This window comes from Rhizobium sp. PAMB 3174 (assembly GCF_052908375.1).
Map to the genome: position 1 here is coordinate 1,980,828 of NZ_CM128608.1, position 24,888 is coordinate 2,005,715.

Annotated in this window: 20 protein-coding genes and 4 tRNA genes; 6 read left to right on the forward strand and 18 right to left on the reverse strand. The window is 60.7% G+C overall.

Features of this window, described 5'->3' with window-relative positions; translation table 11 throughout:
- Positions 1-26: 26 nt before the first annotated feature.
- The 11 genes from rpoC to ACU5AY_RS09515 form a co-directional block, all read right to left on the reverse strand.
- Entirely contained in the window at positions 27-4,238 is a 4,212-nt protein-coding gene (gene rpoC, locus ACU5AY_RS09465) for a DNA-directed RNA polymerase subunit beta' (protein WP_446824490.1), read from the reverse strand.
- A gap of 187 nt (positions 4,239-4,425) precedes the next feature.
- Positions 4,426-8,568, reverse strand: coding sequence for a DNA-directed RNA polymerase subunit beta (gene rpoB, locus ACU5AY_RS09470; RefSeq protein WP_446824491.1), 4,143 nt, complete (start codon positions 8,566-8,568; stop codon positions 4,426-4,428).
- Between the two features lie 259 nt (positions 8,569-8,827).
- A complete protein-coding gene (rplL, locus tag ACU5AY_RS09475; protein ID WP_446828856.1) occupies positions 8,828-9,205 on the reverse strand; it encodes a 50S ribosomal protein L7/L12 in 378 nt (125 codons plus the stop codon).
- A gap of 57 nt (positions 9,206-9,262) precedes the next feature.
- Positions 9,263-9,781 (reverse strand): 50S ribosomal protein L10, encoded by a 519-nt coding sequence (gene rplJ / locus ACU5AY_RS09480; RefSeq protein WP_261930360.1) that lies wholly within the window; start codon positions 9,779-9,781, stop codon positions 9,263-9,265.
- Between the two features lie 331 nt (positions 9,782-10,112).
- Entirely contained in the window at positions 10,113-10,814 is a 702-nt protein-coding gene (gene rplA, locus ACU5AY_RS09485; protein ID WP_446824493.1) for a 50S ribosomal protein L1, read from the reverse strand.
- 4 nt (positions 10,815-10,818) lie between these two features.
- Complete coding sequence (rplK, locus tag ACU5AY_RS09490; RefSeq protein WP_261930362.1) at positions 10,819-11,247, reverse strand: 50S ribosomal protein L11; 429 nt, start codon at positions 11,245-11,247, stop codon at positions 10,819-10,821.
- A 154-nt stretch (positions 11,248-11,401) separates the two neighbouring features.
- Positions 11,402-11,932, reverse strand: coding sequence for a transcription termination/antitermination protein NusG (gene nusG, locus ACU5AY_RS09495; protein ID WP_261930363.1), 531 nt, complete (start codon positions 11,930-11,932; stop codon positions 11,402-11,404).
- 19 nt (positions 11,933-11,951) lie between these two features.
- Complete coding sequence (gene secE / locus ACU5AY_RS09500; protein WP_446824494.1) at positions 11,952-12,152, reverse strand: preprotein translocase subunit SecE; 201 nt, start codon at positions 12,150-12,152, stop codon at positions 11,952-11,954.
- Between the two features lie 173 nt (positions 12,153-12,325).
- Positions 12,326-12,401 (reverse strand) — tRNA-Trp (locus tag ACU5AY_RS09505).
- Positions 12,402-12,527: 126 nt separating this feature from the next.
- Positions 12,528-13,142 (reverse strand): hypothetical protein, encoded by a 615-nt coding sequence (locus ACU5AY_RS09510; RefSeq protein WP_446828857.1) that lies wholly within the window; start codon positions 13,140-13,142, stop codon positions 12,528-12,530.
- Positions 13,143-13,357: 215 nt separating this feature from the next.
- Positions 13,358-14,251: an NAD-dependent epimerase/dehydratase family protein gene (locus ACU5AY_RS09515; RefSeq protein WP_446828858.1), complete on the reverse strand. Its 894-nt coding sequence runs from the start codon at positions 14,249-14,251 to the stop codon at positions 13,358-13,360.
- A 178-nt stretch (positions 14,252-14,429) separates the two neighbouring features.
- Here ACU5AY_RS09515 and ACU5AY_RS09520 point away from each other — a divergent pair, with 178 nt between their 5' ends.
- Positions 14,430-14,819 carry a hypothetical protein gene (locus tag ACU5AY_RS09520; RefSeq protein ID WP_446828859.1) on the forward strand — a complete coding sequence of 130 codons (390 nt, stop codon included), beginning with the start codon at positions 14,430-14,432 and terminating at the stop codon, positions 14,817-14,819.
- Between the two features lie 413 nt (positions 14,820-15,232).
- Here the strand turns inward: ACU5AY_RS09520 and tuf are convergent, their stop codons facing one another.
- The 4 genes from tuf to ACU5AY_RS09540 all read right to left on the reverse strand — a co-directional run bounded on the left by tuf (position 15,233) and on the right by ACU5AY_RS09540 (position 18,276).
- Positions 15,233-16,408, reverse strand: a complete 1,176-nt coding sequence (gene tuf / locus ACU5AY_RS09525; RefSeq protein WP_446824488.1) for an elongation factor Tu — start codon at positions 16,406-16,408, stop codon at positions 15,233-15,235.
- A 249-nt stretch (positions 16,409-16,657) separates the two neighbouring features.
- Positions 16,658-16,731: transfer RNA gene (locus ACU5AY_RS09530), tRNA-Gly, on the reverse strand.
- 26 nt (positions 16,732-16,757) lie between these two features.
- Positions 16,758-16,842: transfer RNA gene (locus tag ACU5AY_RS09535), tRNA-Tyr, on the reverse strand.
- 207 nt (positions 16,843-17,049) lie between these two features.
- Positions 17,050-18,276, reverse strand: coding sequence for a multidrug effflux MFS transporter (locus tag ACU5AY_RS09540; protein WP_446828860.1), 1,227 nt, complete (start codon positions 18,274-18,276; stop codon positions 17,050-17,052).
- A 112-nt stretch (positions 18,277-18,388) separates the two neighbouring features.
- Between ACU5AY_RS09540 and ACU5AY_RS09545 the strand changes: the two genes are divergently transcribed.
- Genes ACU5AY_RS09545 through ACU5AY_RS09560 form a run of 4 tightly spaced genes read left to right on the forward strand, consistent with a single transcriptional unit; the run spans position 18,389 to position 22,034 of the window.
- Complete coding sequence (locus ACU5AY_RS09545) at positions 18,389-19,060, forward strand: TetR/AcrR family transcriptional regulator (protein WP_446828861.1); 672 nt, start codon at positions 18,389-18,391, stop codon at positions 19,058-19,060.
- Between the two features lie 49 nt (positions 19,061-19,109).
- Positions 19,110-19,997, forward strand: a complete 888-nt coding sequence (locus tag ACU5AY_RS09550) for a TrmH family RNA methyltransferase (RefSeq protein WP_446828862.1) — start codon at positions 19,110-19,112, stop codon at positions 19,995-19,997.
- Positions 19,994-20,767, forward strand: coding sequence for an HAD-IIB family hydrolase (locus ACU5AY_RS09555; RefSeq protein WP_446828863.1), 774 nt, complete (start codon positions 19,994-19,996; stop codon positions 20,765-20,767). The genes ACU5AY_RS09550 and ACU5AY_RS09555 overlap by 4 nt, the downstream gene beginning before the upstream one ends.
- A gap of 43 nt (positions 20,768-20,810) precedes the next feature.
- Complete coding sequence (locus ACU5AY_RS09560) at positions 20,811-22,034, forward strand: glycosyl transferase (RefSeq protein ID WP_446824503.1); 1,224 nt, start codon at positions 20,811-20,813, stop codon at positions 22,032-22,034.
- Positions 22,035-22,091: 57 nt separating this feature from the next.
- Here the strand turns inward: ACU5AY_RS09560 and ACU5AY_RS09565 are convergent, their stop codons facing one another.
- Together ACU5AY_RS09565 and ACU5AY_RS09570 are read right to left on the reverse strand one after the other, a co-directional pair.
- Positions 22,092-22,349: a hypothetical protein gene (locus ACU5AY_RS09565; RefSeq protein WP_446828864.1), complete on the reverse strand. Its 258-nt coding sequence runs from the start codon at positions 22,347-22,349 to the stop codon at positions 22,092-22,094.
- 108 nt (positions 22,350-22,457) lie between these two features.
- Entirely contained in the window at positions 22,458-23,684 is a 1,227-nt protein-coding gene (locus ACU5AY_RS09570) for an MFS transporter (protein ID WP_446828865.1), read from the reverse strand.
- 267 nt (positions 23,685-23,951) lie between these two features.
- Here ACU5AY_RS09570 and ACU5AY_RS09575 point away from each other — a divergent pair.
- Positions 23,952-24,027, forward strand: a tRNA-Thr gene (locus tag ACU5AY_RS09575).
- A 100-nt stretch (positions 24,028-24,127) separates the two neighbouring features.
- On the opposite strand, the gene ACU5AY_RS09580 is transcribed toward ACU5AY_RS09575, so the two are convergent.
- Entirely contained in the window at positions 24,128-24,874 is a 747-nt protein-coding gene (locus ACU5AY_RS09580; protein WP_446828866.1) for a maleate cis-trans isomerase family protein, read from the reverse strand.
- Between the last annotated feature and the right edge of the window lie 14 nt (positions 24,875-24,888).

Consider the following 24,888-nt stretch of genomic DNA (forward strand, 5'->3'; position numbering starts at 1 on the left):
TCTTGTTTTCAGGTTCGGCTGATGCCTTATTCGGCGGCCGGGGTCGGATCGCTTGCGGCCATGTCGCGGAGCATCGGCGTTGCCGAATCCGCGCCGGTCGACTTGCGGCGTTCCTCGAGGATCAGATCGTCGCGCGACGTTGCGATCCGGCGGATCTGGGTCATGGTGCGACCCGTACCTGCCGGGATCAGACGACCCACGATGATGTTTTCCTTCAGGCCCTGCAGCGTGTCGGTCTTGCCGGCGATCGCCGCTTCGGTCAGAACCTTCGTCGTCTCCTGGAACGAAGCCGCGGAGAAGAACGACGGCGTCTGCAGCGAAGCCTTGGTGATGCCGAGCAGAACCGGATCGCCCGAAGCCGGCTTCTTGCCTTCTTCGATCAGCGCATCGTTGAGGTCGTCGAGCTCGATGCGGTCGACATTGTCACCGACGATGTACTGGCTGTCGCCGGCATCGGTGATTTCGACCTTCTGGAGCATCTGACGGACAATCACTTCGATGTGCTTGTCGTTGATGACAACGCCCTGCAGTCGGTAGACTTCCTGGATTTCGTTGACCAGGTAGGAAGCCAGAGCCTCCACGCCCTTGATCGCCAGGATGTCGTGCGGTGCCGGGTTGCCGTCGAGGATGTAGTCACCCTTTTCGATGTAGTCGCCATCCTGCAAGTGGAAGGGCTTGCCCTTCGGGATGAGATACTCGACGGGCTCGACACCATCTTCCGCCGGCTCGATGACGATGCGACGCTTGTTCTTGTAGTCGCGGCCGAAGCGAACCGTACCGTCGATCTCGGCGATGACGGCGTGATCCTTCGGACGACGTGCTTCGAACAGTTCGGCGACGCGCGGCAGACCACCGGTGATGTCCTTGGTCTTGGCGCTTTCCATCGGGATACGTGCAAGCACGTCGCCCTGGGAAACCTTCTGGCCGGGTTCGACCGAAAGGATCGCATCCACCGAGAGCATCAGGCGGGCTTCACCGCCACGCGGCAGCTTGATGATGTTGCCGGAAGCATCCTTGATGACCATGGCCGGCTTGAGGTCCGTCCCGCGCGGGGTCGAACGCCAGTCGATGATCTGACGCTTGGTGATGCCGGTCGACTCGTCGGTCGCTTCGAGGGCGGAGATGCCATCGACAACGTCTTCGAAGTGAACGGTACCCGTCACTTCCGTCATCATCGGACGGGTGTAGGGGTCCCACTCGGCAAGACGCTGACCGCGCTTCACCTTGTCGCCATCATCAACGAAGATCTTCGAACCATAGGCCACACGCTGCGAGGAACGCTCAACGCCGCGTTCATCGAGGATGGTGACGGCCATGCTGCGGCCCATGGCAATCAGGTTGCCTTCGGAGTTGCGCAGCATGTTGCGGTTCTTGATCTGCACCGTACCTTCGTACGAGGCTTCCAGGAACGACTGGTCGACCACGGTTGCCGTACCGCCAAGGTGGAACGTGCGCATGGTGAGCTGCGTGCCCGGCTCGCCGATCGACTGAGCGGCGATGACGCCAACGGCTTCGCCGATGTTGACCGGCGTACCGCGTGCAAGGTCGCGACCGTAGCAGACCTGGCAGACGCCCGTCTGGATTTCGCAGGTCAGTGCCGAACGGATGCGGACAGACTGGATGCCGGCCTTCTCGATTTCGACGACGTCGGCTTCGAGGATCATGCGGCCGGCGTCGACGATACGCTCGCCGGTGACCGGGTTGTCGATGTCATCCAGCGCCGTACGGCCAAGGATACGCGCTCCGAGCGAAGCCACGACCTGACCGGCGTCGACGATTGCCGTCATGGTCAGACCGGTGTCGGTGCCGCAGTCATTGTGAATGACGATGCAGTCCTGGGCCACGTCGACGAGACGACGGGTCAGGTAACCGGAGTTCGCGGTCTTCAGAGCGGTGTCGGCCAGACCCTTACGGGCACCGTGCGTCGAGTTGAAGTACTCGTTCACGGTCAGGCCTTCTTTGAAGTTCGAGATGATCGGCGTCTCGATGATTTCGCCCGACGGCTTGGCCATGAGGCCGCGCATGCCGCCCAGCTGACGCATCTGGTTCGGTGAACCACGGGCCCCCGAGTGCGACATCATGTAGATGGCGTTCATCGGCTTCTGGCGACCGTTGTCGTCGAACTCGACGGCCTTAATGCGGGCCATCATGTCCTCGGCGACCTTTTCGGTGGCCTTGCCCCAGGCGTCAACGACCTTGTTGTACTTCTCGCCCTGAGTGATCAGGCCGTCGTTGTACTGCTGCTCGTATTCCTTGACCAGGGTTTCGGTGTCACCGACGATCTTCGCCTTGGTTTCCGGAATGATCATGTCGTCCTTGCCGAACGAGATGCCCGCCTTGCAGGCATTCGTGAAGCCGAGCTGCATGATGCGGTCGCAGAAAATGACCGTGTCCTTCTGGCCGCAATGGCGGTAGACCGTGTCGATCATCTTGGAGATGTTCTTCTTGGTCATTTCCTGGTTGCAGATGTCGAACGGGATGTTCGAATTGCGCGGCAGGAGTTCGCCGATGATCATGCGGCCCGGGGTCGTTTCATAGATCTTCGAAACAGGCTTGCCGTCCTCGTCGACCGTCTTGAAGCGGCCGCGGATCTTGGCATGCAGGGTCACGGCCTTGGTTTCCAGCGCATGGTGCAGTTCGCCCATGTCGGAGAACACCATGCCTTCGCCCGGCTCGTTCTGGTTCATGATCGACAGGTAGTAGAGACCGAGAACCATGTCCTGCGACGGCACGATGATCGGCTGACCGTTGGCGGGGTGCAGGATGTTGTTCGTCGACATCATCAGCACGCGGGCTTCAAGCTGGGCTTCGAGCGACAGCGGCACGTGAACGGCCATCTGGTCGCCGTCGAAGTCGGCGTTGAAGGCGGTGCAGACGAGCGGATGCAGCTGGATGGCCTTGCCTTCGACCAGGGTCGGTTCGAAGGCCTGGATGCCCAGGCGGTGCAGCGTCGGCGCACGGTTCAGGAGAACCGGATGCTCGCGGATGACCTCGTCGAGGATATCCCAGACTTCCGGACGTTCCTTTTCAACCAGCTTCTTGGCCTGCTTGACGGTCGAGGAGTAACCCTTGGCGTCGAGGCGGGCGTAGATGAACGGCTTGAACAGTTCGAGCGCCATCTTCTTCGGCAGGCCGCACTGGTGCAGCTTGAGTTCCGGACCGGTCACGATGACCGAACGGCCGGAATAGTCGACGCGCTTGCCGAGCAGGTTCTGACGGAAGCGGCCCTGCTTGCCCTTGAGCATGTCGGACAGCGACTTCAGCGGACGCTTGTTGGCGCCGGTGATGACGCGGCCACGGCGGCCGTTGTCGAACAGCGCATCGACAGATTCCTGCAGCATGCGCTTTTCGTTGCGGATGATGATGCCCGGTGCGCGCAGTTCGATCAGCCGCTTCAGACGGTTGTTACGGTTGATGACGCGGCGGTACAGATCGTTGAGGTCGGACGTCGCGAAACGGCCGCCGTCGAGCGGCACGAGCGGACGCAGGTCCGGCGGGATCACCGGAACGACCTTCATGATCATCCATTCCGGACGGTTGCCGGATTCGATGAAGTTCTCGACGATCTTCAGACGCTTCATCAGCTTCTTCTGCTTCAGGTCGGACGTCGTGTCGGCCAGATCCGAACGCAGTTCGCCGGCGATCTTTTCCAGATTCATGCTGGCGAGCATTTCGTAGATGGCTTCGGCGCCGATCATCGCCGTGAACTGGTCTTCACCATATTCATCGACGGCCAGCATGTATTCTTCTTCGGAAAGAAGCTGGTTTTCCTTCAGCGCGGTGAGGCCCGGCTCGGTGACGATGTAGTTCTCGAAGTAGAGAACGCGCTCGACATCCTTCAGCGTCATGTCGAGCAGTGTCGAGATGCGCGACGGCAGGGACTTCAGGAACCAGATGTGGGCGACGGGCGCAGCGAGCTCGATGTGGCCCATGCGCTCGCGGCGAACGCGCGACAGCGTGACTTCGACGCCGCACTTTTCGCAGATGATGCCCTTGTACTTCATGCGCTTGTACTTGCCGCACAGGCACTCGTAGTCCTTGATCGGTCCAAAGATGCGCGCGCAGAAGAGACCGTCGCGTTCCGGCTTGAACGTACGGTAGTTGATGGTTTCCGGCTTCTTGATCTCGCCGTACGACCACGACAGGATCTTCTCGGGGCTCGCAATGGAGATCCGGATCTGGTCGAAGTGCTGTGCAGGCACCTGCGGGTTGAAAAGATTCATGACCTCATGGTTCATGCCTATCTCCTTCTAGGGCTCTGGGCCCTCTATTTGGCGCGGCGGATCCGGCTTTCCCGGGTGCCGGTCCGGCGCCTCGAAACAACGTCACGCCGCATGTAACTGCGGCGGCCTCCCCTCGCCCGGCGACCAGCACCGGCAAGGGGGAAGATGTGCGCCGGAAAACCCGCGCACATCCAACGTTTGATTATTCGGCCGCGTCCGGCAGCTGATCGGTTCCGTCCTGGCCTTCGCCGATCTTGGAGTTCTCGAGCTCGACGCTGAGACCCAGAGACCGCATTTCCTTGACCAGAACGTTGAACGATTCCGGAATGCCTGCTTCGAAAGTATCGTCGCCGCGTACGATGGCCTCGTAGACCTTCGTACGGCCCGCCACGTCGTCCGACTTGACGGTGAGCATTTCCTGCAGCGTGTAGGCGGCGCCATACGCTTCCAGTGCCCAGACTTCCATTTCCCCGAAGCGCTGACCGCCGAACTGCGCCTTGCCGCCCAGCGGCTGCTGGGTAACGAGCGAGTACGGACCGATCGAACGGGCGTGGATCTTGTCGTCGACAAGGTGGTTCAGCTTGATCATGTACATGTAGCCGACAGTCACCTTGCGGTCGAAGGGCTCACCCGTACGGCCATCGTAGAGAACCGACTGACCCGAGGTATTGAGACCCGCACGCTCCAGCATGCTGGCAATATCCGGCTCATGCGCACCGTCGAAGACCGGCGTGGCGATCGAGACGCCCTTCCGGGACTGCTCGGCAAGCTTGACCAGCGCGTCGTCGTCGAAGGACGAAACTTCGTCCTTGGCGTCACTGGCGTAAACCGTCGTCAGTTCATTCTTCAGATCGGTGATGTCCATCGTCTTGCGATAGTCATCGAGCAGCTGGCCGATCTTCTTGCCCATGCCGGCGCAAGCCCAGGCAAGGTGGGTTTCGAGGATCTGGCCGACGTTCATGCGCGACGGCACGCCCAGCGGGTTCAAGCAGATGTCGACATGCGTGCCGTCTTCGAGGAACGGCATGTCCTCGATCGGCAGGATGCGCGAAACCACGCCCTTGTTGCCGTGACGGCCGGCCATCTTGTCGCCCGGCTGGATCTTGCGCTTCACAGCGACGAAGACCTTGACCATCTTCATGACGCCCGGAGGCATTTCATCGCCGCGCTGGACCTTTTCGACCTTGTCCATGAAGCGCTGTTCAAGGCGCGACTTGGATTCGTCGTACTGGCCGCGAAGTGCTTCGATCTCGCCCTGGACCTTTTCGTCCTCGACGGCGAACATCCACCACTGCGAGCGGGGATATTCGGAGACGACGGCATTCGAAAGCTCGACGCCCTTCTTGAAGCCCTTCGGTCCGGCAATCGAGACCTGACCACGCAGCATGTCGATCAGACGGCCGTAGACGTTACGGTCGAGGATCGCCTGTTCGTCGTCACGGTCCTTGGCCAGACGTTCGATCTCTTCGCGTTCGATCGCCATGGCGCGTTCGTCCTTTTCAACGCCGTGGCGGTTGAAAACGCGAACTTCGACGATGGTGCCGAAGGTGCCCGGAGGCATGCGCATGGAGGTGTCGCGAACGTCGGACGCCTTTTCACCGAAGATGGCGCGCAGAAGCTTTTCTTCCGGCGTCATCGGGCTTTCGCCCTTCGGCGTGATCTTGCCGACCAGAATGTCGCCCGGCTGAACATCGGCGCCGATATAGACGATGCCGGCTTCGTCGAGGTTCTTCAGAGCCTCTTCCGAAACGTTCGGAATGTCGCGGGTGATTTCTTCCGGACCGAGCTTGGTGTCGCGGGCCATCACTTCGAATTCTTCGATGTGGATGGAGGTGAACACGTCGTCAGCGACGATGCGTTCCGACATCAGGATCGAGTCTTCGTAGTTGTAGCCGTTCCACGGCATGAACGCGACGAGCGCGTTGCGGCCGAGCGCCAGGTCGCCGAGGTCCGTCGACGGACCGTCGGCAATGATGTCGCCCTTGTTCAGAACGTCGCCGACGGAGACCAGCGGACGCTGGTTGACGCAGGTGTTCTGGTTGGAGCGCTGGAACTTCTGCAGACGATAGATATCAACGCCGGACTTCGACGGATCGAGGTCCTCGGTGGCGCGGATAACGATACGCGTCGCGTCGACCTGGTCGACCACGCCGCCGCGGCGGGCGCCGATGGCAGCACCGGAGTCGCGTGCTACGATCGGCTCCATGCCGGTGCCGACGAACGGTGCTTCGGCCCGCAGAAGCGGAACGGCCTGACGCTGCATGTTCGAGCCCATGAGAGCGCGGTTGGCGTCGTCGTTTTCCAGGAACGGAATGAGCGCGGCTGCAACCGAGACGAGCTGCTTCGGCGAAACGTCCATCAGGTTGATGGTGTCGCGCGGAGCGAGCATAACGTCACCGGCGTGACGGCAGACGACGAACTCTTCCGAGAACGAGTTGTCCTCGTCCAGGACGGCGTTCGCCTGGGCGACGTAATACTTGGCCTCTTCCATGGCGGAGAGGTAGATCACGTCGCTCGTCACCTTGCCGTCAACGATCTTGCGGTACGGGCTTTCGATGAAGCCGTACTTGTTGACGCGGGCGAAGGTTGCCAGCGAGTTGATCAGACCGATGTTCGGGCCTTCCGGCGTTTCAATCGGGCAAATACGGCCGTAGTGGGTCGGGTGAACGTCGCGGACTTCGAAGCCGGCGCGCTCGCGGGTCAGACCACCCGGGCCAAGTGCCGAAAGACGGCGCTTGTGGGTGATTTCCGAAAGCGGGTTTACCTGGTCCATGAACTGCGAAAGCTGCGAGGAGCCGAAGAATTCGCGGACGGCGGCGGCTGCCGGCTTGGCGTTGATCAGGTCCTGCGGCATGACGGTGTCGATCTCGATCGACGACATGCGTTCCTTGATCGCACGCTCCATGCGCAGGAGACCCAGACGGTACTGGTTCTCCATCAGCTCGCCGACCGAACGGACACGGCGGTTGCCGAGGTTGTCGATGTCGTCGATTTCGCCCTTGCCGTCGCGCAGGTCGACCAGCATCTTGACCACGGCCAGGATGTCTTCCTTGCGCAGGACGCGCATGGTGTCCGGAGCGTCGAGGTCGAGACGCATGTTCATCTTGACGCGGCCGACAGCGGACAGGTCGTAACGCTCGGAGTCGAAGAACAGCGACTGGAACATGGCCTCAGCCGATTCCATGGTCGGCGGCTCACCCGGACGCATGACGCGATAGATGTCGAACAGAGCGTCCTGACGGTTCTCGTTCTTGTCGGCGGCCAGCGTGTTGCGGATGTAGGCGCCGACATTGATGTGGTCGATGCCGAGAACCGGGATTTCGCTGAAGCCTGCGTCGAGAATGATCGGAAGGGTCTTCTCGTCGATCTCGTCACCGGCCTCGAGGTAGATCGCACCGCTTTCCATGTCGACGATGTCTTCGGCGAGGTAGGAGCCGTAGAGATCCTCGTCGGTGGCCTTGAGAGCCTTCAGGCCCTTGTCCTTCAACTGCTTCAGCAGGCGTGGGGTCAGCTTCTTGCCGGCCTCGACGACCACTTCGCCGGTGTCGGCGTCGATCATCTCGGAAATGGCCTTGGAGCCCTTCAGCGCGTCCGGCTGGAAGGGAACGCGCCAGCCGTCGCCGTCACGCTCGAAGATGTCCTTGGTATAGAAGGTCGACAGGATTTCTTCGCCGTCCATGCCGAGCGCCATCAGCAGCGACGTTACCGGCAGCTTGCGGCGACGGTCGATACGGGCGAAGACAACGTCCTTGGCATCGAACTCGATGTCGAGCCAGGAGCCGCGGTACGGGATGACGCGGGCAGCAAACAGCAGCTTGCCCGAGGAATGGCTCTTGCCCTTGTCGTGGTCGAAGAACACGCCCGGCGAACGGTGCATCTGGGAAACGATGACGCGTTCGGTACCGTTGACGATGAACGTACCGTTGTTGGTCATGAGCGGCATGTCGCCCATGTAGACGGACTGTTCCTTGATGTCCTTGATCGACTTGGCGCCGGTATCCTCGTCAATATCGAACACGATGAGGCGCAGCGTCACCTTGAGCGGTGCCGCATAGGTCAGGTCGCGCTGACGGCACTCGTCAACGTCGAACTTCGGCTGTTCGAATTCGTAGGACACGAATTCCAGCATCGACGCACCGGAAAAATCGGTGATCGGGAAAACGGACTTGAAAACGGACTGCAGACCCTCGTCAGGACGGCCGCCCTTGGGCTCGTCGACCATGAGGAACTGATCATAAGACGCCTTCTGAACCTCGATGAGGTTCGGCATCTCTGCTACTTCGGGGATTTTACCAAAAAACTTGCGTACGCGCCTACGACCGTTAAACGAAAGGGTCTGAGCCATCGTCGCTCCTTCAATCTTTTTGCATCCGGGCCTGCAACGAACGGATCACCGCTGGCCAGGCGGCTCCGTCGACATGGGTCAATTCAATCTCGTAGCGCTCCTGAACTCCGCATGGCCGGATTGCCATGCCCTTCAGTGCGCTACTATGCTCTTGAAGAGCCCATTACCCAAAAGCCGATTTCACCCGGCTTTTGGGTAATGGATTTCAATAGCGTAAACGGGAAGCGGCGCGAGGCCGCTTCCCGAAGCAATCCGAAGATTACTTGACTTCGACCTTAGCGCCGGCGTCTTCCAGCTTCTTCTTGAGGTCAGCAGCTTCGCCCTTGGAAACAGCTTCCTTGACAGCCTTCGGAGCGCCTTCGACGAGGTCCTTGGCTTCCTTGAGGCCGAGGCCGGTGATGGCGCGGACTTCCTTGATGACGTTGATCTTGTTGGCGCCGGCGTCGGCGAGGATCACGTCAAATTCGGTCTTTTCTTCTTCAACAGCAGCGGCAGCACCACCACCAGCAGCGGCAGCAACAGCAACCGGAGCAGCAGCAGAAACGCCCCACTTTTCTTCGAGCATCTTGGACAGCTCAGCCGCTTCGAGAACGGTCAGAGAGGAGAGGTCTTCTACGATCTTTGCGAGATCAGCCATTTTAAAGTTCCTTTGTTCGGTTCGAACTGGTTTGTTTGATTACAGCAAAAAACCGCCTTAAGCGGCTTCGTCCTTCGAGGCGTAAGCCGAGAACACGCGGGCCAGCTGAGCTGCCGGTGCCTGTACAACGCCTGCAATGCGGGTAGCCGGGGTCTGGATCATGCCCACCAGCTTCGCACGCAGCTCGTCCAGCGAAGGCAGGGTCGCGAGCGACTTCACACCTTCTGCGTCGAGAGACGTTGCACCCATGGCGCCACCGAGGACGACGAGCTTGTCGTTGCCCTTGGCGAAATCCATGACGACCTTAGGAGCCGTGATCGGGTCGACGCTGTAAGCAATCAGCGTCTGTCCGGTGAAGAGATTGGACATCTCTTCCGACTCCGTACCCTGAAGGGCAATTTTGGCCAGACGGTTTTTCGCGACCTTGACGGTACCGCCGGCTGCGCGCATCTTCGAACGGAAGTCGTTCATCTGCGCGACCGTGATACCGGCATAGTGGGCTACGACAACCGAGCCGGAAGCCTTGAAGACTTCGTTCAGTTCCGCAACGAATTCGCGTTTTTCCGCTTTTTCCACTGCCTATCTCCAGTTGGCAGGCCTCAAATACTCGAGAACCTGCCGGGTTTGCCTTTGCCTCAAGGGATCCGTTCAAAAGGATCCCGAGCGACGCTTGAGGATCCTGCCCCCTCGCGCTCCCAACCGTCAGGCTGGCAGGCACAAGGCACACTAGGTTCGAACCGCAACAGTGAATTACGGTCTCACCCGTCTCATGCAGGCAAAGTGATTAAGGTATAACCACCTGCAATCTCGGACAGGAGTCCGGGTTTCCCCGGATATTCCGGCCCGCGAACGGACCGGAAATTCTTTAGAAGTGCGGCTCTATAAAGCAGAGCCGCGCAAATATCAATCAGGCGGACGCGAGAAGCGTGCCAACTTCGATCTTGACGCCCGGACCCATGGTCGAGGACAGGGCAACGCGCTTGACGTAGTTGCCCTTGGCGCCTGCCGGCTTGGCCTTGATGACGGCATCAGCGAAAGCGCGGATGTTTTCTTCAAGAGCCTTGGCGTCGAAGGAAGCCTTGCCAACGCCAGCCTGGATGATGCCGGCCTTTTCGACGCGGAACTCGACTGCGCCGCCCTTGGAGGCTTCGACAGCAGACTTCACGTCCATGGTGACGGTGCCAACCTTCGGGTTCGGCATCATGCCACGCGGGCCGAGAACCTTGCCGAGACGGCCGACGAGCGGCATCATGTCCGGGGTCGCGATGCAGCGATCGAAATCGATCTTGCCGCCCTGGACGATTTCAACGAGGTCTTCCGCACCGACGATGTCAGCGCCGGCAGCCTTGGCTTCGTCAGCCTTGGCGCCACGTGCGAACACGGCGACGCGAACCGTACGGCCGGTGCCGTTCGGCAGGTTGACCACGCCGCGGACCATCTGGTCAGCGTGGCGAGGGTCTACGCCGAGGTTCATCGCGACTTCGATGGTTTCATCGAACTTCGCCGTTGCGCGCTCCTTGACCATGGCGATGGCATCGCTCAGGCCGTAGAGCTTCGTCGGATCGACACCTTCACGGGTCTTCTGAATACGCTTTGCAATCTTCGCCATGATATCAGCCCACAACCTGCAGGCCCATGGCGCGGGCGGAGCCCTCGACCATTGCCATTGCACCTTCGATATCGGCCGCGTTGAGGTCCTTCATCTTGGCCTCTGCGATCGAACGAACCTGGTCCTTCGAGATCGAGCCGGCCGAAGCCTTGCCCGGGGTCTTCGAACCGCTCTTGATCTTCGCTTCCTTCTTGAGGAAGTAGGAGACCGGCGGCTGCTTCATGATGAAGGTGAAAGACTTGTCCTGGTAATAGGTGATGACGACCGGGATTGGCATACCCTTTTCCATTTCCTGCGTGGCGGCGTTGAACGCCTTGCAGAATTCCATGATATTGATGCCACGCTGACCAAGTGCGGGGCCGATCGGCGGGGACGGGTTTGCCGAACCTGCCGAGACCTGCAGCTTGAGCTGGCCTGCAACTTTCTTAGCCATTTCTCTGCCTTTCCAAATACGGGCCGGTTTCCCGGACCCTTCGATGCCAGATCCGATAGCGGACTGGCGGCTGCGGTTGCGTGGTGCGGATCAATGGATGCCGGCTTAGAGCACCCTCACCTTCCACGCGGATTGGCGGGCAAGCCCGCCGCGATCAGACCTTTTCGACCTGACCGTATTCCAGCTCGACCGGGGTCGCACGACCGAAGATGGAGACTTCCACCTTGAGGCGCGAACGCTCCTCGTCGACATCCTGCACAACACCGTTGAACGAGGCGAACGGACCGTCGGAGACGCGCACCTGCTCGCCGATCTCGAAGGATACGGACGACTTCGGACGCTCGACGCCCTCCTGGACCTGGCCGAGAATGCGATCGGCCTCATAGTCCGGGATCGGAACCGGCTTGGAGTCGGAACCGAGGAAACCCGTCACCTTCGGGGTATTCTTGATGAGGTGATAGGCCTCATCGGTCAGGTTGGCGCGCACCAGCACGTAACCCGGGAAAAACTTGCGTTCCGAATCGACCTTGCGGCCGCGGCGCACCTCGACGACCTTTTCGGTCGGCACGAGAATCTTTTCGAAGAGATGATCGAGACCCTTCTGGCGGGCCTTGTTCTCGATATCCTCGGCGACCTTCTTCTCGAAATTCGAATATGCGTGGACGATATACCAGCGCGCTGCCATGACTGCCTCTCCGTCCGACTTAGTTACCAACATTCAGCACAAGGCCGAGTATCCAGCTGATCAGCTGGTCCGAGGCGAAGAAAAACAATGCGGCCAAGACCACCATGACCAGGACCATCACCGTCGAGATCATCGTCTCGCGGCGCGAAGGCCAAGTAACTTTCTGCGTCTCGGAACGAACCTGCCGCAGAAATGTGAATGGATTTGCTTTGGATGCCATTGACTGCTCACGCGCTTACGACGCGTAAAGCCAGCCCTGCCAGCCCCACGCGCCGCGTGTCTGTTTTTGCCTACATAAACACTCTGCCCTCAATTAACAAGAGCATTTCGAGCGTTTAGCGAAAAGTGCCAGATCGTCAGCCAAGTCGCGCTGCCGCGCCAGGACCTATAAAATGGCAGGGGCAGAGGGGCTCGAACCCCCGACCTGCGGTTTTGGAGACCGCCGCTCTACCAACTGAGCTATACCCCTTCAGCCCGAACCGAACGACATAAAGTCACCCGAGCAAGACCGTGGGCGGTTCATATTCAAGTTGACCGAGGATGACAAGCGGTTTTGGCGCAATTGAACCGAATATTTTGAAGCGGCACCAAGCCCCTACCATCGACGGTTATATGACAGCCGCATGCGCATGTCCGGCTCGTCCTTGGTGCTCTGCGCAAGGCGCTGCAGGTCGGTCAAGGATGCGGAGAACGTCCAGTGCGCGGTCAGGCGGCTTTCGAGCTTCAGACTCGCGGCACAGCTTTGTGACGGCAGATTGGCAGCGAGCGAGGCGACGGTTTTCAGCCGGAAGTCAGGGATTGCGACGCCGAACGACTGACTCGCTTCGAGCGCATTGCTGCCGGTCGTATCGAGCCGGGCCGTCAGCGCCCGCACGCTCGTCAGGGTCACTTCGGGCGTGGCGATCCAGGAATTCGAATCATAGTAGCGCAACGACGCGTCCTGGACGAATGATTCGTCGGCATCGTCCCCATTGAGGCGCGCCTGCAGCTGAAGGTCGTGATCCTCGACGGCATTGTGGACGTCGCGAATGCTGATATTTGCCCAGAGCGCCACGGGAACGGCCTGAATGTCCCCGCCCCTGTCGGCCTTGACCTGCATCTCCGCGCCGGTGGCCGGCTGGAAGCGCAGCGGCCAGCGGATGCCCGTCCTGAACTTGTAGGAATTCTCCGCCGTCTTCGTTGCCGCCCAGATGATGCGGCTTCCGTCCATCGCGGATGCGCTCGCCGGCGACAAGGCCGCCAGCATCAGGCACAGGACAAGACTATTCCGGCAAAGGGCAAACATCGACACGTCATCATTTTTCGAAAAACGAAGAGCGGCGTCCACTCAGGGACGATGCGGCAAGGTTAACAAAGGATCAATCGCGAGATCTTGCCTATCCCGCGATTGCGGTTGGAAAAATTCCGGACCGTCGCCAGGCTGCATCAGCCGCCGACATACTTTCGCCAGTTGTGCTGCTCCTTGAAGCCCAGTACCTCGCGGATCTTGCGGTTGGAAATCACCGCCTCGTCGGCCCCCATCTCGCGCTTGAAGGGCGTGTTCGGGAAGAATTTGGCAGCCAGTTCCTGCGTCGTCATGTCGGCCGTCACGGTATCGTTCGTGGCGTTGAAGACCTGGAAGCCCAGGCCGTCCTTCTTGATGCAGAGATCGACGATCTGGGCGAGATCGCGGGCGTCGATATAGCACCAGGCGTTGCGGATGCGGGTCTCCGGCTTCTCTACGAAGCCCGGGAAGCGGTCGTATTCGTTCGGCTCGATCACATTGCCGATTCTGAGCGCATAGATATCGGCGCCGGTGCGCTCTGCGAAGGCGCGGGCCGTCTTCTCGTTGACGACCTTGGAGAGCCCGTAACTGTCCATCGGATCAACGTCGTATTCTTCATCCAGCGGCAGATAATGCGGCTCCCGGTCCCCCTCGGCAAAGCAGATGCCATAGGTGGTCTCGCTGGAGGCGACGATCACCTTGCGGACGCCGAGCTTCACGGCTGCCTCGATGACATTATAAGTGCCCATCACATTGACGCGGAACGTCTCGTTGTCCGGCTTGATCAGGATGCGCGGGATCGCCGCGAAATGCACCACGGCGTCGAAGGGCTGCACACCCTTGCCGGATTCGAGATCGGGGAAATCGCGATGCATGGAGAGCGCGTTGAAGACCTGTCCCGAGTCCGCGATATCGACAACGAGATTGGTCACGCCCGGGCAATCCAGCGGCACGAGATCGATATTGTGCACCTCATATCCGGCCTCGATCAGCCACGGCACGACATGCCGACCCGCCTTGCCGGAACCGCCGGTGAACAGAATGCGCTTTTTCATGGTGCTGCCTCCTCGATACACATACAACCAAAGTCATGGATGCTGACTCGTGGGGAGCAGACTAACCATCGCAAAAATGTTCTCAAGGGCGCGAGACGAGAAACAGTGCGCCCTCTCCCGCGCGTCAATATTTTGCGGTAGCGTCCATAAATCAACCTTGTTCTGGAGGAGAAAAGTCATGTCGGAGAAACGTTCGATAGTGGCTGCCCTGTTGCTGCCATTGCTGATTGGCGGGACACCGGCCGTGGCGGCAGAACTTGTGGACGAATACAACGCCTACATTGGCCGCGACGATCTCTACAACTCCAACGGCGAGCGTCTGCGGGAACCTTGGCAGATCGTTCGCCAGGACCGCGCGAACTATTACAAGTTCGGCATCCGGCAACGAGGGGCCGAGCCGGACTCCTTCTTTTCTTCCGTGAAGAACCGTGCCAAAGCGGAGCGAATGCTCCGTACCGGAACCATTACCCACGAAGCGCGACGGCTGCTCCTGCAGGGCGACTGTACTGTCAATGTGAAGGTTTATCGCGACCGCAACGGCGACTATCTCGAGATTACCGTGTACTGACGTCTAGAGATCGCCAACGGGCGAGCCGGGCTTGTCGCGACCGAGCGCACAATCCCGGTTCAGCCCAGTGCCTGGCGCGTTTTCGAACTTGCAGAATGTCTCCGGCGGATTACCGCAGACCTTGGACAATTGCTTGAACCCCACACATCGCCCATCCGGCCCACGATAGCCGGGACCGCCTTTGCAGCCGCATCCCTTGCAGGCTGGCCGATCAGGGCAGCGCGCGAAGACAGGTGTCGCAACAATAGCCGCAACAGACTGCAGGCATAGGAGGAAAAACAAGGCTCTGGCAGCAAAGATCATCTTAAAGCTGTATCTAGGCCCCACGCCCATTTTTCACAATCTCTAAAACAAAAAACCCCGCCGTTGCCGGCGGGGCTCTTCACTCCCTTTCGGGATTAAGTAGCCGTCGATTACTCGACGATCGAAGCGACGATGCCGGCGCCGACGGTGCGGCCGCCTTCGCGGATAGCGAAGCGCAGCTTTTCTTCCATCGCGATCGGAACGATCAGCTCGACGTCAACGGTGACGTTGTCGCCAGGCATGACCATTTCCGTGCCTTCCGGAAGCGTCACGATGCCCGTAACGTCCGTCGTGCGGAAGTAGAACTGCGGACGGTAGTTCGTGAAGAACGGCGTATGACGGCCGCCTTCTTCCTTCGTCAGGATGTAGGCTTCGGCCTTGAACTTGCGGTGCGGCTTGACAGAACCCGGCTTGCACAGGATCTGGCCACGCTCGACGCCGTTGCGGTCGACACCGCGAAGCAGCGCGCCGATGTTGTCGCCGGCCTGGCCCTGGTCGAGCAGCTTGCGGAACATTTCAACGCCGGTGCAGGTCGTCTTCGTCGTCGGCTTGATGCCAACGATTTCGATTTCTTCGCCAACCTTGACAACGCCACGCTCGACGCGGCCGGTCACAACCGTACCACGGCCCGAGATCGAGAACACGTCTTCGATCGGCATCAGGAACGGCTGGTCGATCGGACGCTCAGGCGTCGGGATGTAGTCGTCGACAGCGGCCATCAGGGCGCGGATCGCGTCTTCGCCGATCTTCTTGTCCGAATCTTCGAGGGCGGCCAGAGCCGAACCCTTGACGATCGGAATGTCGTCGCCCGGGAAGTCGTAGGACGACAGAAGTTCGCGAACTTCCAACTCGACGAGCTCGAGGAGCTCTTCGTCGTCGACCTGGTCGACCTTGTTCAAGAACACGACGATTGCCGGAACGCCAACCTGACGGGCGAGCAGGATGTGCTCGCGGGTCTGCGGCATCGGGCCGTCGGCAGCCGAGCAAACCAGGATCGCGCCGTCCATCTGGGCAGCACCGGTGATCATGTTCTTGACGTAGTCGGCGTGGCCGGGGCAGTCGACGTGTGCATAGTGACGGTTGGCCGTCTCATACTCGACGTGCGCCGTCGAGATGGTGATGCCACGAGCCTTTTCTTCCGGAGCAGCGTCGATCTGGTCGTACGCCTTGAACTCGCCGAAGAACTTCGTGATCGCTGCCGTCAGCGACGTCTTGCCGTGGTCAACGTGACCAATCGTGCCAATGTTTACGTGAGGCTTATTGCGCTCAAACTTGCTCTTTGCCATTTGATTTCTTCCTGTGAACGTCAGATGGTAGTTGCCGGCCAGCCGGATTAGTGCCGCCGTTTAAGGCTTTCGCACGCTTTGCGCAAGACCAAATTGCGGGGCCGTCCCACGAAATGGAATTTGCAGCGGAATATTGTTCCGGAAACGGGGCGCGGCGTGAAAGTCACATGACGGCGAATTGCCATAGAAAGGCAAAAACAATCCCTTGCCGCGACTAATTAAACCAACGCTTCAAGGTTAGGCTGAATATGGAGCGGGTAGCGGGAATCGAACCCGCGTATTCAGCTTGGAAGGCTGCTGCTCTACCATTGAGCTATACCCGCGGCGATCGATCATTTGACGGTCCTGATGGTGGAGGGAGTTGGATTTGAACCAACGTAGGCTAAGCCAACGGATTTACAGTCCGTCCCCTTTAACCACTCGGGCATCCCTCCAGTATCAGTCCGGATCAAGCGACCAAGCTTTTGAAGCTTACGGGGTTTTTGCCGCCCCGCAATCTGCGCCGGGTATATGACCGCCCGTTTCGCGTCTGTCAACACGGTCCGATCAGAAAAGTTTCATTTTCTGATCGGAGCCCACAGGCGACGGCCGGCATGCATGACGGGCGGCCGATGCCGACACCATCCATGCCGGCCAGCCCTTCAATGAAGGTTGCCGACGGAGGCCACCTGAACGGGCGCGGCCGGGCGCTGCCTGGGGAAAAGCGTGAGCGCGCCGATCAGGCCGGCGGCAGCGCAGACGGCCATGACGACGAACAGCGGCATGGCGGAGCCATCGGCAAGCAGACCGAGAACAGCACCCGAGAGAGCGCCGCCGCCAAACCCCATCGCCCCGATGAGCGCTGCCGCAGCGCCGGGATTGGCCCCCTGCTCTTCCATCGCCAAGACATTGCTGTTCGGCATGATCGCCCCCATGCTGAAGACAAACACGAACATAAGCACGCTGACGACGATCAGATCGGCGAGCCCGGCCAGTTGCAGAACGACCAGGGCGAGCGCGCAGGCGAGGTTCAGGGCCGCCGCCAGCTTGACCATGAATCGCGGAGAGGTGCTGGCGACCAGCCTTGAGTTGACCTGAACGCCGATCGCGAGACCGACGGCATTGGCGGCGAAGAGGAACGAGAAATGCAGCGGGGTCATGCCGTAGATGCTGACGAAGACGCTGGCCGCACCGGCGATATAGGCGAAGAAACCGCCCTGCAGAAAGGCGAAGGGCACGGCATAGCCGAAGAAGTTTCTCTGCAGGAGAATGATCCGGTAATTGCGCAGGACCGCCAGCGGATGCGCGCTGGTGCGATCTTCCGGCTTGCGCGTCTCCGGCAACACCACAGCGATCAGCAATGCCGCCGCCACGGCGAGAACGGCAAGAATGACGAAAATCATTTCCCAATAGCTCAATCGCAGCACGAGGCTGCCGGCCATCGGCGCGATGATCGGCGCAAGCCCGCTGACGAGCGAGATCATGCCCATCATGCGCACAGCCTCGACGCCGGAAAACATGTCCCGCGCCACCGACATGGCGACCACCATGCCGACCGAGCCGGCAATGCCCTCGAGGAACCGAAAAGCCATCAGCTGGCCGGAGGAGACGGCAAGCGCGCAACCAAGGGAGGCAAGTGCGAAGACGGCCAGGGCCGAAAGCGACGTGGCCTTGCGGCCATAGCGATCGGACACCGGGCCCCAGAAGAGCTGGCCGAGCGTGAAGCCTGCAAAGAAGCTCATGACGCTCATCTGGATTTCACCCTCCCCGACCGCGAGGCTGCGGGCGATGGTGGGAATGGCTGCCACATACATGTCGATTGCAAGTGGGCCAAAGGCGGTGAGCGCCCCCAGGCATACGGCGATTGCGATATGATTCTTGTCGGACATAAAAATCTCTCTTCCAAAATTTGGAAACGATGGCGTATTCAAAATCTTTCGATTGCATTTGGAAACGATATCGTTTCTTATTTGTCAAGCAGATTCTGGGAGAAGGACCGAAATGAGCGCGGAAATCGGAAAAAAAGGGCCTGGCGTCGGGCGTCCGCCGGTGCTGACGAGCGAAGAACGGCGGTCACGCATATTGGCGGCGGCGGAAAAGACCTTCATGACAGCGGGCTACGGACAGGCGACGATGGAGGAGATTGCCCGCAGCAGCGGCATGTCGAAGAAGACGCTCTACCAGTTCTTCAGCGACAAGGCCGGGCTATTCGAAGCGCTGGTGGAGGCGCAGGAAATGCCACCGCGGCTGGAGATGCCGACCAACACCGGGCGAGATGACCTTCGGAAGACCCTTCAGCGCGGCCTCACCAAATTTGCCTCCTATGTGCTGTCGAACGCTCAGCTCTCGCTTACCCGCTTGGTCGTGTCCGAATCGAAGAACCATCCGGAAGTCTCGCAGCTCTTCTTCACGATCTGCGTCGAACGCGGCCGTCGGGAGATTGCCGAGTTCATCGGCCATTTCCAGGACAAGGGCTTGCTGACACGTGTCTGCGATGCCGAAACACTTGCCGATGTCCTGGTTGGCGGGACCTTCGCCATGTCGCACCTGCGCCAGCTGGTAATGGGCGGCAGCGGCTCGGCGGTCCAGTCGGATATTCTTGAGCGCGACATCGGCCTGCGGCTGGAAGTCCTGCTGCAGGGCTTCATGTCCGAAGCCAACACCGGACAATAACGATCGATCCGCATCTTCACGCCGCCCCCGGGCACCGCTATAAGGCGGCATGAGCAAAGATAGAAATGACGACCGGTCCGCCAAGGACAGCCATTACGCCAGCCTGCGCCGCCAGCATCGCGACGCGAAACGCGAGCGCGGCGAAATCCCGACCCCATCACCGAAGGATCGCCGCCAGGCGGCCGCCGCGCAGTGGTCGCCCCCCACCCTGCAGCCCGACCAGGTGTTTCTCTACGGCCTGCATACCGTGCGCGCCGCGCTTGAGAACCCGGCCCGCACGCTGATCAAGCTGTCCGTCACACAGAATGCGCTTGCCCGTCTCGAGATCGACGATCCGAGCGGCCTTCGCTGCCCGGTCGAGATCGTCCAGCCGTCGGACATCGACAAGATGCTTGGGCCCGATGCCATCCACCAGGGCGTGATGCTGGAGACGCGGCCGCTGCCGGTGCGCAAGCTGGAGGCTTTGAAGGAAAGCCCGCTCATTCTGGTGCTCGACCAGGTGACCGATCCGCACAATGTCGGCGCGATCATGCGGTCGGCCGTGGCGTTTGCCGCCGGCGCGGTGATCACCACGCAGCGCCATTCGCCGACCGAATCGGGCGTGCTCGCCAAATCGGCGTCCGGTGCGCTGGAAATGATCCCCTATATCCAGGTCACCAATCTGGCAGATGCGCTCGGCGAACTGCACAAGCTCGGCTTTTTCTCGATCGGTCTCGATTCGGAAGGACCGGCGGCCATCGAAGGGACGTTTTCCGGCGACAGGATTGCCCTGGTTCTCGGCTCCGAGGGCAAGGGCCTCAGGCAGAAGACGCGCGAAACGGTGAGCGCGCTGGCCCGGCTGGACATGCCCGGCGAGATCAAGTCGCTCAATGTTTCGAACGCTGCGGCAATCGCGCTCTATGCCACGAGGCAGTTTTTGCTATCCTCCAAAGGATGATTCTCGTCTTCTCCGATCTCGACGGAACACTGCTGGACCACGAAACCTATTCCTTCGACGCGGCCAGGCCCGCGCTCGAACGGCTTCGTGACAAAGGCATTCCGCTGATTCTCGCCTCCAGCAAGACCGAGGCCGAAATGCTGCCGATCGCTAAGGCGATGGGCATCGACCATCCGCTGATTGTCGAGAACGGCGCCGGCATCGCCCGCCATCCCGCCGGCACCGCGCGGGACGCGACCGACACCTATGCGAAGATCCGCGGCGTGCTCGCCGCATTGCCGGCGGAACTGAAAGGCCTGTTTGCGAGTTTCGGTGACTGGGACGCCGAAACCGTCAGCGACAGGACCGGCCTTCCCATCGAAAGTGCGAAGCTCGCCAAAGAGCGCCGCTTCTCCGAGCCCGGGCTCTGGTCCGGAACGGAGGAGCAGAAGGCGGCTTTCCAGGCGCTGCTGAAGGACGAGGGACTGATGGCGGTACAGGGCGGGCGGTTTTTCACCATCATGCCGAAAACATCGAAGGCCGAGCGCATGCGCGAACTCGCCGACTGGTACGCCGGGCAAAGCGGCGGCGCGGTCAGGACGATCGCGCTTGGCGATGCCGCCAACGACGTGGCGATGATCGAGGCGGCCGACACCGGTGTCATCGTCGCCAATCCGGCGCACGCGCCCCTTCCGCGGCTCGCGGGAGAGACGAACGGACGCATTCTGAGAACGACAAAACCCGGCCCGTCGGGCTGGAATGACATAATTCTGAAAATCATCGGTCCGTAAAACGACAGGATCGATACAAAACAGATAATAAAGGGGACAGGCGTTGGCGGATTTTCATCAGAACGGCGTGGTGGCGACGCTCCACAATTTTCGCGAACGAACCACTGCCGAGATCGAGAAGGACCTGGAACTCTTTTCCAAGGTCCGGCCGATTACCCTGATCCTCCCTTCCCTCTATTCCGAACTGGAAGCGCCGGCGCTGGAGAAGATCGTCGACGAGCTCTCGCAGGTAAACTACGTCTCGTCGGTCGTCATCGGCCTCGATCAGGCAACCCGCGAGCAGTATCTGCATGCCCGCGAGTATTTCTCGCGGCTGCCGCAGGAACATCATATCCTTTGGAACGACGGCGCCCGGCTTCGCGCCGTTGACGAACGGCTGGCAGAAGCCAATCTCGCTCCCGACCAGCCGGGCAAGGGCCGTAATGTCTGGTACTGCATCGGCTTCGTGCTCGGCCAGCGCAATGCCGGCGTTGTGGCGTTGCACGACTGCGATATCGTGACCTACCGGCGCGACATGCTGGCCCGGCTCGTCTATCCGGTCACCAATCCCGGATTCCCCTACGTCTTCTCCAAGGGCTACTATCCCCGCATCGCCGACGGATCGCTGAACGGGCGCGTCACGCGGCTGCTGGTGACGCCGCTGCTCTTAAGCCTCGAACGGGTGCTCGGGCATCATCCCTATATCGACTACCTGAAGGCCTTCCGCTATCCGCTCGCCGGCGAATTCGCGATGCGCTCACACATCCTTGCCGACATCCGCATTCCCTCGGACTGGGGACTGGAGATAGGCGTGCTCTCCGAACTCTGGCGCAACTATTCCAACATGGCGATCTGCCAGGTCGACATCGCCGACCGCTACGACCACAAGCACCAGCCGCTATCGCCGGAGGATACGGCCAAGGGCCTGTCGCGCATGTCGATCGACATCTGCAAGGCGGTCTTGAGGAAGCTTGCGACCGACGGCGTCGTCTTCAGCCAGGAGACGCTGCGCACGCTCAAGGCCACCTATTACCGCACGGCGCTCGATCTCGTGGAGATCTACCACAACGACGCCAAGATGAACGGGTTCTCGACGGACCGTCACAAGGAAGAGCAAGGGGTCGAACTGTTTGCCGCCAATCTGGTCGAGGCCGGCAACATCTTCCTAGAATATCCGAACGCCACCCCGTTCATGCCGAGCTGGAACCGCGTGCAGAGCGCCATGCCCGGCGTCTTCGAGGAAATCCAGGCCGCGGTACGGCGCGACGCCGAGGACGCCGGAAAGTGATCGCGCGTCAATAGTCATCATGAGGTGACATGGCCGTGCGTCCCGGGGAATGTTCGATTATTGCAGCACGGCCTGCTGCCAGGCGCTCTGGTGTTCGGCATGACGGACCGGCCGGAGCTGCGTCATCGGGCAGCCATCCTGGATCTTCTGCCATGAGGTGTTGTTCAGCACCATTTCGCAGCGCGCCAGATAGGCCATGTCATTGATGCGGATGCAGGTCACCTGCCCGAGCGAAAGCTTGGTTCCGTCCTTGATGCTGCAGGTGCAATCGGCAAAGGCCGGCGTGGCAAATGGGCCCGCGGCCAGGAGGATCATGGCCGAGCCCACTCTGGTCAGTCCATGGGGCGGTATCCAGCTCATGCAGGCAGGATACGCCGTTCCGGCCAAAAGTAAATTCCGGGCTCAAATTGCGGGTGGCCTGCCTCAAGCGCCGGGTTCGGCGGCATTGCGCGCGAGAATCTTATGCCGGACCAGCGCCATCACGGCGGTGGCGAACAGGCAGTAGACGCCCATCGCGGCGATCTGGAAGGGATAGTAGACGCCGAAGTCGATCAGGTAGCCGGTGATCCCCGGCCCCATGGCCGTGCCGAAGACGGTGAGCGCGATGATGATCGAGCGGATGCCACCCAGATGTTTGAGCCCATAGACCTCGGGCCACAGCGCGCCGAGCAGCGTGCCGGCGACGCCGTTGGAGATGCCGAGCAGGCACATGAAGGCAAACGCGCTCCATTCACCCGAGAACGCCGCGAGCACCGCGCAGGCGCAGGCCATCGGCAGCAGGAAGTATGGCATCAGGTCGACGGCCGAGAACTTGTCGATCAGCTGGCCGGTGATCAGGGCTGCGACGACGCAGGAGGCCGAAGAGAAGACGAAGGCGCCGGCAAAGACGGTGAGCGACCAGCCACGCAGTTCCACCAGATAGACCTGGTGGAAGAAGATCGTGGTGGCGATGAAGCCGGGCGCGAGCACGCCGAGCATGGTCATCCAGAAGACCGGATCGCGCACGACTTCGCCGCGGGTCCAGTCGCGCGCGCCGCTGCGCCGCTCCGGCCGGTCCGTCTGGCGCGGCGTGCGCTCCACCCGCATCAGCATCAGGATGGCCGGCAGGCCGACGGCGACGATGGCGCAGGCTGAGAAGAACCAGGTGTTGCGCCAGCCGAAGGCGCCGCCGAGGATGACGAACAGGAACGGCAGCGCCGCCTCACCACCCTGCAGGCCGAGATTGGTGAACGACACCGCCCTGCCACGCTGGCCGGCAAACCAGCGCGCCATCGCCGTCTGCGCCGTGTGGGTCATCATGCCCTGGCCGAAGAGGCGCAGCAGATAGATGGTGAAGAGCAGCAGCGGCAGCCAGGTGGAGACCGCCATCAGGGTGCAGGCCAGCGCCAGCACCGGCATGATGATGAGCGTGACCTTCGCTACCGAAAAATGATCGACGATGCGGCCGAGCATCGGCAGCGTCAGCGCACTGCCGAGCGTCGCGATCATGTAGATGACGCCGTACTGACCGTTGGAAAGACCGTATTCGCCGCGAATGCCGCCGGCAGACAGAGAAATGAAGAAGGTCTGCCCGAAGGCGGAGAAGAAGTTCAGCAGGAAGCCACCGGCAATCCAGCGGGCGTTCTCGCGAAAAAAGGCGATGATCGGCATGTCAGTCTCTGTGGTGGCGGCCGGTCGCACAGGAAAGGCGACCGCGGGATATATGAGCGTCTGCGAAATCAACGCCTGTGCAGTGAGCGCGTCAAGGTCGCACCGTCGCGATTTCCGTCTTTCGCGTCCGATGCCGCGAATTTCAGCATTTCGGTCTGCCGGATGAACGTGTTGGATCAAAGAGCAAAGCGCTGTAAATTAGGAAGGACGCATTATTTCCGCTTTACAGATTCCCAGAATCTGATAGTTGCCATGTTCACTTTGAATGCCCTTGTAGCTCAGTTGGTAGAGCACCTGATTTGTAATCAGGGGGTCCCGGGTTCGAACCCTGGCGGGGGCACCATCAAACCACTGAAAACATTATAAATTCCCAAAGTTTGCGACTTCTGTGCGACATTTTGCGACTGAAAAAGTCGCACGGTGTTTCCGCCCTGTTCCGGCTTTCACGCCATCTCGAACAGCCGACCATAACCGTTGAGGCGATCGTCGATGCCGGAAAGCCGTAGCATGTGCCAGCAGAGAACCTGATTGCTGGAGAGCGCCGGGCGGCCGATGGCCGATTCGATCGCGGCCAGGCAGTCGAGCGTACGCAGATTGGTGCAGGAGAGAAACACCGCATCGACATCGGCGTCACCGACCAGTGATATTGCTGCCTCGATGATCGAGGCCCGGTCGATCCAGGCGACATTTTCCTCACGCGCTTCATCGAACGTGCCGAACACCGGGCTTTCCAGGCCGGCATCGGCAAGCACGCCGCGCAGACGCGCCGACACCTCGGCGACATAGGGCGACAGGAAGGCGATGCGCTTGAGGCCGAGGGCGCTGGCGGCGGCCAGCAGTGCCGAGACCGGCTCGCTCGTCGCCTTCGCGTCGCAGCCGGCATGCAGCCTTTCGGCAATCGCACCGACGCCGATCACCGACGTTCCAGACGTGCAGCCGTATCCGACCGAATCGAAATGGATCGGCCGCGGCAGGAGCCCGGCGGCGCCGGCGATGCGGTCGCGCATCCCGGCAAGCGTCTCGGTCGTCACCTCCGGATCGCTTGCGACACGGGTGACATAGAGCGAGACGCCGTTCGGCATGAGCCGGCGAAAATCGCGTTCGATCGTCTCGTCCGATTGCAGGACGACGAGGCCCAGCCGGGCGCGTTCGCTGTCGCGGCGGTCGAGAGTGAAGGGAAAGACCGTCATTGCTTGCACCACCT